This window comes from Aliiglaciecola lipolytica (assembly GCF_018860635.1).
Lineage (GTDB): Bacteria > Pseudomonadota > Gammaproteobacteria > Enterobacterales > Alteromonadaceae > Aliiglaciecola > Aliiglaciecola lipolytica_A.
In genome coordinates, this window is the sequence record NZ_JAHKPT010000030.1 from 77,923 (window position 1) to 90,683 (window position 12,761).

General features: G+C 41.0%; 8 protein-coding genes. 7 read left to right on the forward strand and 1 reads right to left on the reverse strand.

The features are described 5' to 3' along the window. The first annotated feature begins 25 nt into the window (after positions 1 to 25). From KO530_RS16675 to KO530_RS16685, 3 genes are all read left to right on the forward strand, one after another. Complete coding sequence (locus KO530_RS16675; RefSeq protein ID WP_216049590.1) at positions 26 to 2,704, forward strand: bifunctional acetate--CoA ligase family protein/GNAT family N-acetyltransferase; 2,679 nt, start codon at positions 26 to 28, stop codon at positions 2,702 to 2,704. 199 nt (positions 2,705 to 2,903) lie between these two features. Beyond that, positions 2,904 to 3,773 (forward strand): tetratricopeptide repeat protein, encoded by an 870-nt coding sequence (locus tag KO530_RS16680; RefSeq protein WP_216049591.1) that lies wholly within the window; start codon positions 2,904 to 2,906, stop codon positions 3,771 to 3,773. A 455-nt stretch (positions 3,774 to 4,228) separates the two neighbouring features. Continuing rightward, positions 4,229 to 6,160 carry a putative bifunctional diguanylate cyclase/phosphodiesterase gene (locus KO530_RS16685; RefSeq protein ID WP_216049592.1) on the forward strand — a complete coding sequence of 644 codons (1,932 nt, stop codon included), beginning with the start codon at positions 4,229 to 4,231 and terminating at the stop codon, positions 6,158 to 6,160. Positions 6,161 to 6,383: 223 nt separating this feature from the next. On the opposite strand, the gene KO530_RS16690 is transcribed toward KO530_RS16685, so the two are convergent. Continuing rightward, on the reverse strand, positions 6,384 to 8,288 hold the full coding sequence (locus KO530_RS16690) for a propionyl-CoA synthetase (protein WP_216049593.1): 1,905 nt from the start codon (positions 8,286 to 8,288) through the stop codon (positions 6,384 to 6,386). A gap of 488 nt (positions 8,289 to 8,776) precedes the next feature. Here KO530_RS16690 and KO530_RS16695 point away from each other — a divergent pair, with 488 nt between their 5' ends. The 4 genes from KO530_RS16695 (at position 8,777) to KO530_RS16710 (ending at position 12,548) form a co-directional block, all read left to right on the forward strand. Further along, positions 8,777 to 9,373 (forward strand): YigZ family protein, encoded by a 597-nt coding sequence (locus KO530_RS16695; RefSeq protein WP_216049594.1) that lies wholly within the window; start codon positions 8,777 to 8,779, stop codon positions 9,371 to 9,373. Between the two features lie 306 nt (positions 9,374 to 9,679). Beyond that, positions 9,680 to 10,843, forward strand: a complete 1,164-nt coding sequence (locus KO530_RS16700) for an NAD(P) transhydrogenase subunit alpha (protein WP_216049595.1) — start codon at positions 9,680 to 9,682, stop codon at positions 10,841 to 10,843. After that, positions 10,843 to 11,124: an NAD(P) transhydrogenase subunit alpha gene (locus tag KO530_RS16705; protein WP_216049596.1), complete on the forward strand. Its 282-nt coding sequence runs from the start codon at positions 10,843 to 10,845 to the stop codon at positions 11,122 to 11,124. The genes KO530_RS16700 and KO530_RS16705 overlap by 1 nt, the downstream gene beginning before the upstream one ends. A gap of 29 nt (positions 11,125 to 11,153) precedes the next feature. Then, positions 11,154 to 12,548 (forward strand): NAD(P)(+) transhydrogenase (Re/Si-specific) subunit beta, encoded by a 1,395-nt coding sequence (locus tag KO530_RS16710; protein WP_216049597.1) that lies wholly within the window; start codon positions 11,154 to 11,156, stop codon positions 12,546 to 12,548. Positions 12,549 to 12,761 lie beyond the last annotated feature (213 nt).

Consider the following 12,761-nt stretch of genomic DNA (forward strand, 5'->3'; position numbering starts at 1 on the left):
AGCGCTAACATCTAAGAGATTTTAAATGAAACATTATTTACATTCATTTTTTTCCCCAAGTTCAATCGCCTTGTTCGGCGCAAGTGAGCGCGAATCATCGATCGGAAAGACGGTGTCTCTCAATTTAACCTCAGGTGAGTTCAAAGGACCTATTTATTTTATTAATCCTCGTCATGCCGAAGTCCTCGGTCGACGATGCTTCAACAGCATTTCAGAAATCTACAAACCCGTTGAATTGGCTATTATTGCCGCGCCCGCTTCGATTACCAATCAATTGATGGAAGAGTGTGGAAAATCAGGTGTGAAAGCCGCGATCATCTTATCTGCTGGGTTTGGAGAAGCCAATGAAGAAGGCAAAAAGCTTGAAGATGCAGTACAACAAACGGCTAAGCGATACAAAATTCGTCTTATTGGACCTAATTGTCTTGGGGTGGCTCGTCCGGTAACGGGTCTTAATGCAACGTTTCACAGTGGCGAAATTAATCAAGGTAGTTTGGCACTGGTGTCCCAATCTGGTGCATTGTGTACATCGATTCTTGACTGGGCTAAATCTCGTAAGTTGGGGTTTTCTGCGGTGGTATCTATTGGTTGTGCTGCTGACGTGCAATTTGGGGAATTACTCGATTACCTAACCTACGATTCACGGACTAAAAGCATTCTTTTGTATATTGAAGGCATCAATCATGCCCGCTCATTTATAAGTGAGCTAAAACGTGCGTCTCGGGTGAAGCCGGTTTTGGTGTTGAAAGTAGGGCGACATAATAAAGGTACCATGGCTGCGCAAATGCATACTGGAGTAACCTCTGGAGAGGACGACGTATTTAACGCAGTGTTACGCCAAGCAGGCGCGGTGAGAGGCTATCGGGTTTTTGATCTCTTTGTTGGCGCGACAGTGTTGTCTACCAACAAACGTTTAGAAGGTGAAAACTTAGCAATTATCACCAACGGCGGAGGTCCAGGGGCTATTGCTGCTGACCGCGCAACTGATTTAAATTTAAATTTAATTTCGTTAAGTGAAGATACAGAAAAACAATTGAACCAAGTGCTGCCAGCCAATTGGTCTAAAGACAATCCTATCGATATTATTGGTGATGCAACGCCGGAGCGTTATCAGCAAGTTCTTTCCTTATGTTTAAAGGATAAAACTATGCATGGCATAGTGATTATTTTGTCTCCGCAATCAATGACGCAACCATTGCAAGTGGCCAAAGAAATTGTAGATGCCTCCAAAAAATCATCAAAAGTTATTATTTGCTGTTTTATGGGCGGGGAAATGGTGGCTGAAGGAAGAACCTATTTAGAAGATAATCAAGTTCCAACCTTCACCACACCAGAAGCTGCCATTGAAGCATTTTCCTATTTGCGCAATTTTACTCGTAACCAACGTCTTTTATTGCAAGCACCCGATCCTTTGCAAAAGGAAGAAAAGGTCAATACTGAAGCGGCTAAGTCAGTCATTGAGCATGCGTTGAGTGAAGGGCGCACGGTCTTGACTGATTTAGAGTCAATGGCAGTCCTTGATTCGTACAATATTTCTACAACGCATGCTAGTTTGGCCCATGATATAAACGAAGCAATCCAGATTGCTAAAACCATCGGTTATCCCGTTGTGATGAAGGTTTACAGTAAAACCATTTCCCATAAGTCTGATGTGGGTGGCGTGAGATTGGGTATTTCAAACGACGAGGCGGTTAAAAATGCTTATCACGATATTATAGATTCGGTTTCCAAATACTTCCCCGAAGCGGAAATAAGTGGTGTAACAGTTGAAGCCATGTACATTAAAAAACGCAGCAGGGAAGTGTTGGTTGGCATATCTAATGATACTGTTTTTGGTCCAATAATTACTTTTGCTGCTGGTGGCATCGCAACAGAAATTATGGGCGACCGAGAGGTGGCAATCCCACCACTGAATAAAACCCTAGCCCGTGAGTTAATGAACAATACACGTATTGCCAAAATGTTAGGGGCATTTAGGCAACTTCCGGGATGTAATATGGGGGCCATTGAGCATGTCTTGTTACGTTTATCTGAAATGGCCTGTGAGTTGCCTTGGATTAAAGAATTGCAAATTAATCCGTTGGTGGTTGATGAATACGATGCTATTGCTTTAGATGCTAAAATTTTCATTGAAGCGCATTCGCAAACCGGACGTTATGACCATATGGCAATTCATCCGTACCCAATGGAACTGGCAAAAACAGAAGAGCTTAGCTCTGGTGTGTTATTGGAAATCCGCCCAATTAGACCCGAAGATGCTAATTTAGAACGTCAATTTGTGAGTACTTTGTCACCCACTGCAAAGTATTTTCGTTTTATGCAAAGCATTAAAGAGCTGCCGCAAAGTATGTTGGTGCGCTTTACACAGATCGATTACGACTTAGAAATGGCATTACTGGCAGTAATAAGCAGCGGCAAAATGGAACGTGAAATAGGCGTTGCTCGCTACATCACCAATATTGATAAAGTAAGTTGTGAATTTGCTGTCGTGGTGGCCGATGATTGGCATCGTAAAGGCATCGCTGTGCGCTTAATGAATGCACTTATAGAAAGTGCCAAGGCAAAGGGGTTAGAGCGAATGGAGGGCATGGTTTTGGCTGAAAACACAGGAATGTTAGGTTTTTGCGAAAGTTTAGGATTTGAAATCAAGCGTGATCCAGAAGATCGCAGTATTTTCAATGTGGTTAAATATCTACAGCAGTAAACTCACAATGCGCGAGTTTATTGTTTTATCTGCAATAAGCTGAAAACAAATTAAAAGGTGACAATTATTTTGTAACAGTCCATAGTGGATATTGTGTAAAAGCAATGTAATCAATAAGTTATTTATTTTTTAACAAAAACTCGTTGCATAATTTATTGTTTTAAATATTAACCAACCTATGACACGGAGAGTTTCAACTATGTTTGTTCAGCTCAGAAAAATTTTATTGATTGTGGTAACTGTAACCGTCACACCACTGTCTATTGCCTTTGATTTTAGTGAATGTAGCGAAGATCACTGTGTGAAAACCTTCAAGGAATTTAAAAAGTATTCAAAAAAAGGTCACCCTAGCGCAATGGAGACATTAGGTAATTTTTATGTCACCGGATACGGTACGGATAAGGATAATTCGCGAGCGCTTCGGATGTACAAGAAGGCAGCTAAATGGAATCAGGCTACCGCACAGTATAAAGCGGGATTGATGTATATCTCAGGTGCTACGGACGACGACCCTAGCAAGGGAATAAGTTACCTGAAAAAGGCCGCTAAAAATAAAGTGTATGACGCAGCTTATGTCCTCGGTGTCGTTTATCTAGAAGGTGAGATAGAGGAAAAAGATTACGATGAAGCAAGAGAATGGCTAGAATTAGCATCTGAACATAATATGTCTAAAGCGAGTTATTTATTGGGCAAGATGTATGACAGCCAACTATTTGGTGCAGATCAACAAGATAAATCTATTGCTCTTTACAATAAGGCCGCTTATAAAATAGAAGCCGCTAGAGAACGTCTCATCGAATTAAATCAACCGCTTCCTCCAGGTAACGACAATAGCATAGAGCGTATTGTTGTTAACCCTCAAGACTTACAGGAATTCTTTATCGATCAACTGCAAATTCTGCGTAACACTCCAGCACCCAAAGTCGGGACCGGAAGCCGTATATCTGGACAAACTTGTGAAAAAATGATGTCTTGCGGCACCCTTGGTGGAGAAGATGCACAACGAATGCATACTGAAGTCCAAAGAGCCGTAGGAATGATTATATCCAGCAAATTCAGAATTGAATAAAATAGTATAAATTAAGAATTTCATTTGAGTTACTAGTCAAATCGAGGCTATGACTGTAAAAAAGCAATCTTTGTTGATAATGTCATCTCACTTTTGTGGATTTGATGACATTATCGCTCCCACCTGCTTTTACTCCGCTAAACTTAATTAAACACCCAAATATATGAAGTGACTAACTCGACAAAAAGGCCCAAAGCATCTTAAAAACTTTGCTGAAAATAGTTATAAGCATTAATAAACTCCAACAAGTTTCAATCCGCATAATTTCTGTTGCTAGCATTATTCCGATTTTGTAAGAATAGTTTTAGGTGTTGTTGGTTTTTGAATCAATAATTAACCTCATATTTTACTGAAATGTGCTATAAATAAGTTGAGGTAACGATTGGAACTTTCGAAATACGAACAGATTCCAAGTGGCTCCAGTTATGGATGTAGATTACAGAGCACAATAAAAAATGGTTTTAGAAAATAGTAGGGTTAAAAAAGCATTAGCCTTCCTCACAGTAATAATCTTTCTATTTTCAGTTGTTATGATTTGGAGTTTCTTTAAGCTCGACAAAAGTAGCCACTTCCATCAACTGAACATTCGTCATTTTAAACACACACTTGAATTGAATGGGTTAATTTCAGTTCCAAAACGCTTAGCGTCTGCAGGTAGCACGGCTGATATGACTGAGATTCGCTCTGTGATTGTGCGTATTCGTCAACAACCTTTTGAATGCCTTGAAATGGTTGGAGCTTCCGAACAATTTTTTATGGGCCTAATTGGCACCGATGAAGTCATTGCATTGTGTGAGAAGGATTTGGAGGTTGCCAACCAAACCCTGCAGGTAATAAGCCAATATGAAAACGGTGAGATTACGTCACAAAACGTGCAAGATCAGTTAGTTTTCGCCCTCAATGAATTTCGTAATAATTCAATTCTATTCGAACAGCCTGTTGAAAAAACGGTTGATTTCATCTCCCAAATTACCATTTTACTAATTGTGTTCACATCGATGATAGTGTTGTTTTTTACACATATAATTTCAAAGGCCGTAACTGCTGTTCTGAATAAAAGAGAAGAGGCAATGAAGGCCCTTGCAAAAAGCGAAGAACGCATAAAACAGCTAGCCTATAACGACTCTTTAACTGGTTTGCCCAATAGAAACTTATTAGAACACACGATTAACGCCGCCGTTGCTAAAGCACATAGAAATAAAGCTCAATTCGCTGTGATGTTTATCGATTTGGATCGTTTTAAAGATATTAATGATACCCTTGGGCACTCAGTGGGCGACAAATTGCTAGTTGAAATGGCCGAACGCATAGCGCATACCGTTCGCGAATGTGATTCAGTGTTGCGTTTTGGTGGTGATGAATTTGTTGCCGTAACGGATTGCTTCGAATTAGTTGAGACAATTGATAATATAGCCCACAGAATCATAGAAGCCGTTCGCCAACCAATCAAATTAGCCAACATGGAATCTTTTATTACCGCCAGTATTGGGATTGCCTGTTACCCTCAAAATGGTGAAGATACCAACTCACTTTTAAAGCATGCTGATGCCGCCATGTATCAGGCGAAAAATGCAGGAAAGAACCAATTTCAATCTTACGATATGCAATCTGGAAGTAAATTAAATCGCAGATTAACCTTGGCGGCGCAACTTCATCAAGCTATTAACAATGAGGAACTAAGCCTTGTTTATCAACCTATAGTGGCTCTTGCTGATAATCGTACTGTAGGAAGTGAGACGCTGTTGCGTTGGACTAATGCAGAAAATGGAGCTGTTGGACCAGACGAATTTATTCCAATTGCTGAAAATGCGGGGCTAATTATTGATATCGGAAGTTGGGTGATGGAACAGGCTTGTCAGCAATGTAAAATTTGGCAAGACGCAGGCGCTACTGAGCATGCCATGGCAATTAACGTTTCGACTCTTCAATTGAAAGATAAACGTTTTAGTCAGCGCCTGTCTGATACGTTAAGTCGGCTAAATTTAGCTGCCGATTCTATCCATATTGAAATCACTGAAAACAGTGCAATCACAGAAGATAAAGTTAGTGTTCAGACGTTATATGAATTATCTGAATTAGGAGCCAAATTGTTACTGGACGACTTTGGCACAGGTTACTCATGTTTAAGTTATTTAAAAAACTTGCCGTTTGATGTATTAAAAATAGATAAAAGTTTTATGCCTGCAAATAACACTATTGCATCAACAATCATCGCTATGGGTCACGAATTGAATATGGAAATTATTGCTGAAGGTATAGAAACATATCAATGCTATCAATTTTTGCGTAACTTGAAATGCCAGTATGGTCAGGGGTACTTTTTCCAAAAGCCAGTTCCGGTAAATCAGTTCGATATTTTTAAAAATTTCACCGCTCAAGCAGTGTGACACACAATATTCCGGATTTTCTACTTTAAAATGACCTTTGACTAGAGTTGGCTAATCAGCATAGGTGTATTGATTGTGTCTGTTTCCTCAACGTTATTTTGGACATAAAAAAGCCCACTAGTAAGTGAGCAAGGGTGCGTTGGGAATTACACCAAAAATATAACGTACTGCGGATTTTCACATTTTGTGGTTTGTCCGCAGTGAAGTTTGAGATTTTTTTGTACTAAGACGCCTGTTCAATAGTAATTAAGCCTTGTTTGTCCATAATCGAAGCGATTTCTGTGACACTTTCTGGATCATCAATAGTAGAAGGGATGTTATAAGATTCCCCTGCAGATATCTGGCGTAATAATTTACGCAGAATTTTACCTGAACGTGTTTTAGGTAAGCGTTGTACAACAATAGCACGGCTGAAACAGGCTATAGGCCCTATCTCATGTCTAACATTTGCAATCAACTCTGCTTGCAGCTTAGCTTCATCGATATCGACACCGTCTTTGAGAAGCACCATACCGATAGGCACTTGACCTTTTAAACTATCGTGAACACCAATCACACTGCACTCGGCAACTGCCGGGTGGGCGGCTAAAATTTCCTCCATTTCTCCGGTAGAAAGTCGGTGACCAGCAACATTGATGACATCATCTGTTCGACCCATGATGAAAACGTACCCATCTTCATCTTTGTATCCACCATCACCAGAGCAATAATATCCTGGATTTTGCGTAAGGTAACCGGCGACGAAGCGATCCTGATTGCCCCATATCGTTGGTAAACAACCTGGTGGCATTGGCAATTTAATAGCGATTGAACCTTGTTTGCAAGGAGGCATTTGATTGCCCTCATCATCTAAAATCTGCACGTCGAAACCTGGTACTGGTAAGGTTGCAGAGCCGGGTTTTGCTGGCTTGCTTTCAATTCCCAGCATGTTTGCACAAATCGCCCAGCCCGTTTCTGTTTGCCACCAATGGTCAATAACTGGCTTACCGGTTTTTTCGCAAGTCCATTGATAAGTCGGGGGATCGAGTCTTTCTCCGGCCATAAAAATAGTTTGAAGATTTTGCAACGGAAAATCGGCTAATAATGTTGCTTCTGGATCTTCTTTACGAATAGCTCGAAACGCCGTTGGTGCGGCAAATAAGGTTTTCACATTATATTCTTGTGCGACGCGCCAAAAAGCGCTGGCATCTGGTGTTCTGATTGGTTTGCCTTCGTAGACAATAGTCGTGCAACCTTTTAAAAGCGGTCCATAGACAATATACGAATGACCTACTACCCAACCTACATCAGATGCAGCCCAAAAAACCTCGCCTTGCTTCATGTTATAAACCGCATCCATTGAGTAATGCAAAGCCACAGCATGTCCGCCATTATCTCGAACTACGCCTTTGGGTTTGCCGGTGGTACCGGAAGTGTACAGAATATACAATGGATCTGTGCCTTTCACCGGCACACATGAGGCTGGTGTCGCTGCTGAGGTGGCAGTGTGCCAATCTAGGTCACGACCCGCTATCAGTTCTGCTTTTGACTGTTCTCGTTGTAGCACGATACAGTGCTCAACTTTATGTTTCGCTTGTCGAATAGCTTCGTCAACATAAGGTTTATATTCGATAATTTTTGATACTTCGATTCCGCACGAAGCCGTTACCAACACTTTAGGCTCAGCATCGTCAATCCGCATTGCTAACTCGTGAGGGGCAAAACCACCAAACACGACTGAATGAATTGCTCCTAAGCGAGCCACTGCTAACATTGCAATAACGGCCTCAGCAACCATTGGCATATATATAACCACACGATCGCCTTTTCCTACGCCTTGTTCGGCTAAAACCCCAGCAAATAGCGCAACTTCGTCTCTAAGTTGACGATAGGTGTAACTGCTTTTTGAATTTGTGACGGGGGAATCGTAGAAGATCGCAATTTGCTCGCCTAGCCCTTGCTCTGCGTGGTAATCCACTGCCATATAACAGGTATTCATTACGCCATCTTCAAACCAGCGATGAACCCCGTTGTTATCCTTGCTCAATATGTTTTTGGGCTGGTTGTACCAAGGTAACTTCGATGCTTTTTCCATCCAGAATTTTTCTGGTTGAGTAATAGATAGGTCGTATTCACTTTTATAAGACATTTTGTTTCTCGCATTTGTAAGTTAACTCGTATCTTCTTTTCTACTTCTCTTGAAATTTGATTTGTAAGTCATCTTGAAAGTTTTCAGTTGTTAGATCATACAAGGGCAGGGAATTAAAGTAGATAAGACCTTGGGCGTATATAAGTCGTAATTTTACTGCGACGTTTTGATTATTAGGCTAACCGAGGGGGATTCGAGCTGAAAGTACGCCCGCCCTTAGATTGTTGACTTTAAGCTTTTGCTGTGGCGCGTTCCTATGATTAGACTCAAGTCATTTTCGCGACTGAAAAATAAATAGCTAAGATGATTTTATGCTGGCGCTTATAGGTTTTGTAGTCACAAGTAGTCGTGTAACGTCTAATTTTTTGAAGTTTGTGTTGAAAGTTTACGGTTTATATTACGGGTTGTGCTTTGGTGAGCAAGGGACACACAATAACCCAGTCTTTTATACAATATTTTCCATAGGAATTAGGTATAATGCATTGCTTATGTCCTATCCTATTCCAGCAAAAATCACCGAACAGACCTATGAGGTCAAAAAGAGCAAGTTTATCGCCTGTGCTAGTTTCGCAAACAGTCGAGAGCAGGCTATGGAGCAACTTGCGTTAATAAAATTGCAATATCCCGATGCCCGCCATCATTGCTGGGCATACTTATTAGGTAACCCTGATTCACCTGCTAGTGTTGCTATGTCTGATGACGGGGAACCCAGTGGAACGGCTGGAAAGCCGATTTTAAATGTACTCCAGCATAAAGGTATCGGCGATATTATGCTGGTTGTTACTCGTTACTTTGGTGGCATAAAACTAGGTGCTGGCGGGTTGGTAAGGGCTTACTCTAATTCTGCCCAACAAGTAATCGAAGCATTGCCCATTCAAGAGCAAATAGTGTTATTGCCTTTGCATCTGCTAAGCGACTTTAAACATGAACAATTTATACGGCACCTTACAAACCAGCATCATGGTGTAATCGATGAATGTGAATATGCGGAAATGGTGCGAATTCAGGTTTCCCTTCCTGATGCTCAAATACCTGCTTTTATTGCAAGTTGCCACAACGTAGGAATTCAAGTTATTCAATCATAAGAAAAAGTTATCCCAATGTATTTATAAATGTGTTTCAAATAGAAAACCAAAATCGAATTATTTAGTGAATATTTTAACTGCTTAATATGTATAAATAGCCTGTCCAATATAATTCCTCGTCGCCCTATATCCCTTGCTATCACTGCCCTTAGATGTAATTTGTCGTAATAATTGTGTTGTTCATCTCATGAATTTATTAAGAGTAACTTATCAATTTGATATTCTATATAAACAATATGAATAACTATTTCACAACATATACGGGCATAGTATCTACATTAAATCATTTAAATTAGGAGAGGGTATATGCCTGTTATTGCTTTTCCAGCTGAGTGTAAGCCTGGTGAGAAGCGTTGCTCAGTAATGCCAATCAACGTAAAAGCTTATACGCTATTAGGTGCTGATGTCTGTGTCCAGTCGGGTATAGGTGAGGCGATTCACATTCAGGATAGTGATTATCAAGACGCTGGTGCAGAAGTTATCACTGACCGAGATGAATTGTTAAAAAAAGCAGATATTGTACTTAGCCTACATAAACTTACAGCAGATGAGATTAGTTTGTTAAAACCAGAAGCGCTCATTGTTAGCTATTTGGACCCTTTCAATGAACAGAGTTTTGTAGATAAGTTATGTTCAGCCAATATTACTAGCATCAGTATGGAAATGATCCCCAGAATCAGTCGCTGCCAAAAAATGGATGCGTTGAGCTCTCAGGCGAGTTTAGCTGGGTATGTCATGATAATGCAGGCAGTTAATACACTCGACACAGTATTACCTATGATGATGACTCCGGCTGGTACTTTGAAGCCAGCCAAAGTGTTTGTGATTGGTGCTGGAGTGGCGGGTTTGCAAGCAATCGCCACTGCGAAGCGTCTAGGCGCTAGTGTGACCGCATTTGATACTCGCTCAGTTGTAGCTGAACAGGTTCAATCGTTGGGCGCTAAATTCCTTGATATAGATCTGGGGCAAACTGGCGAAACCGGTCAAGGGTACGCGCAAGCATTAACCCCTGAACAGATGCAAATTCAACAACGTGAACAAGCTAAATGCATAGCCGATTCAGATATCGTTATCACTACTGCACAATTGTTCGGTCGTAAACCTCCACAATTAATCGATGACGCTACTATAGCAATGATGAAACCCGGTAGCGTCATTGTTGACATGGCTGCGGAAACCGGTGGCAATGTCGCAGGATCAGTGGCTGGAGAAGTAGTTGTTAGACATGGGGTAAGTTTGGTTGGAACTGGCAATTGGGCTAATGGAGTGGCTAAGCATGCCACGCAAATGTATGCCAGCAACTTATATAATTTAATCAGTGAGTTTTGGTCAAAAGAAAACAACCGATTTGAATTGGATGTTGAAGATGAAGTCCAGTCTGGTTGCATCATTACCCACCATGGGAATGTTGTAAATAAGATGATTCAATCGTTCTACGAACAAGCTAGCAACCAGCAGGAGAAAGCATAGTGGAAGCCATATATTTATTATTTATTTTATTGTTGTCGATTTTTGTTGGTTTCGAATTAATTCAAAAAGTTCCGGCTACTTTGCATACACCTTTGATGTCTGGTGCTAATGCTATTTCAGGGATTACTTTAGTCGGCGCACTGGCCTTGGCTGGAGATGACAGTTTAGGTCAGTACGCTGAATTTTTAGGGGCGTTCGCGGTTTTTCTAGCCACGATTAACGTGGTCGGTGGTTATTTAGTTACCGATCGCATGCTTGCCATGTTCAAGAAAAAAAATTGATCCCAACTGAAGATTAAGAGGACTTTAAAATGATAGAAACTACTTCGACTTCAGCGTTGGTAATTAATCTTACTTATGTACTGGCAGCCGCGTTATTTATTTTTGGATTAAAACTTTTAGGTCATCCATCATCTGCACGAAAAGGTAACTTACTCTCAGCGGTAGGGATGCTTTTAGCCATTGTTGTCACCTTGTTTGACAAGAATATAGTCAGTTTTGAATGGATCGCTATTGCGATTGTTGCCGGCAGTATTGTTGGCTTCTTTGCCGCAAGATTAGTCGCGATGACGTCGATGCCAGAACTGGTTTCATTGTTAAATGGCATCGGAGGACTTGCGAGTGTGTTTGTGGCGTGGTCAACAGTGGAATCAAATGGCCAACTTTCTGGCTTCGTGATGTTGGTTACTTTTCTTGCGTTATTAATTGGTGCAGTAACCTTTTCCGGAAGTTTGGTGGCTTGGGCAAAACTAAGTGAGCGGATCACAGGCAGAGCGGTAACCTTTAAAGGACAGGTGATTTTCAATTTACTGTTAGTCACAGCCATTTTATTTAGCGGGTATTTATTTATTGCGCAGCCAGAGTTTTCACCTGGTTTTACCTTGGTGTTGTATAGTGTGATGGGCTTAGCTCTGCTGTTCGGTATTATGCTAGTTCTGCCTATTGGTGGAGCAGATATGCCGGTGGTTATCTCGCTGTTAAACAGTTATTCGGGTTTAGCGGCCTGTGCTGCAGGATTCGCACTGCAGAATAATATTCTCATTGTAGCCGGATCCTTAGTTGGGGCCAGTGGCATAATTCTGACCAGTATTATGTGTAAAGCGATGAACCGTTCATTATCAAACGTCCTATTCAGTGGTTTTATGCCGGTTGTAGAGTCAACTATGGTAATTGAAGGCGAAGTAAAACCTTTATCTGCAGATGACGCTTATTACGTTTTAGAAGCAGCGCAGTCAGTGGTTGTTATTCCTGGTTACGGTATGGCTGTGGCTCAGGCTCAACATGCGATGAAAGAATTACAGGTGTTACTGGAAGAAAATGGAGCGGAAGTGGCTTATGCCATTCACCCTGTTGCCGGCCGTATGCCTGGACACATGAACGTACTTTTGGCTGAAGCTGACGTTTCTTATGAGCAATTATTCGAAATGGATGAAATCAACAAACGTATCGAAAATTTTGATGTGGCAATGGTAATAGGCGCAAATGATGTGGTTAACCCCGCGGCTCGCGAAATGAAGGGCAGCCCTATTTATGGTATGCCTGTTATTAACGCTGATTTGGCTAAAAACGTCTTTGTACTGAAACGAGGTATGGCATCTGGTTTTGCTGGAGTTGATAACCCGTTGTTCTTTAAACCAAATTGCCGCATGGTATTTGGTGATGCTAAAGAAACCTTAGGTGCCATCATAAGGCAGTTCGCTGATTAATTTCAGCCTCGATTTGATGTAATACCACTGTGCACTTTTCATCTGGAAAGTGCACATTATTCCTCCCTTCAGCTATTTTAGTATTCCATTTTAGTGTTATTTAACAGCTATTGATTAGATGCACTTTGACATGATGGACTGCTCTACTTTACAAATACCCTTACCCTAGGATTCAGCTGACACTAAAGCTGTGCAAACATATGAAAATGTAAA

Bases quoted from the DNA above. Each gene is read 5' to 3' on its own strand.
- KO530_RS16700 (WP_216049595.1), top strand. From the start codon at position 9,680: ATGCCTGTTATTGCTTTTCCAGCTGAGTGTAAGCCTGGTGAGAAGCGT.
- KO530_RS16675 (WP_216049590.1), top strand. From the start codon at position 26: ATGAAACATTATTTACATTCATTTTTTTCCCCAAGTTCAATCGCCTTG.
- KO530_RS16680 (WP_216049591.1), top strand. From the start codon at position 2,904: ATGTTTGTTCAGCTCAGAAAAATTTTATTGATTGTGGTAACTGTAACC.
- KO530_RS16710 (WP_216049597.1), top strand. From the start codon at position 11,154: ATGATAGAAACTACTTCGACTTCAGCGTTGGTAATTAATCTTACTTAT.
- KO530_RS16685 (WP_216049592.1), top strand. From the start codon at position 4,229: ATGGTTTTAGAAAATAGTAGGGTTAAAAAAGCATTAGCCTTCCTCACA.
- KO530_RS16695 (WP_216049594.1), top strand. From the start codon at position 8,777: ATGTCCTATCCTATTCCAGCAAAAATCACCGAACAGACCTATGAGGTC.
- KO530_RS16690 (WP_216049593.1), bottom strand. From the start codon at position 8,288: ATGTCTTATAAAAGTGAATACGACCTATCTATTACTCAACCAGAAAAA.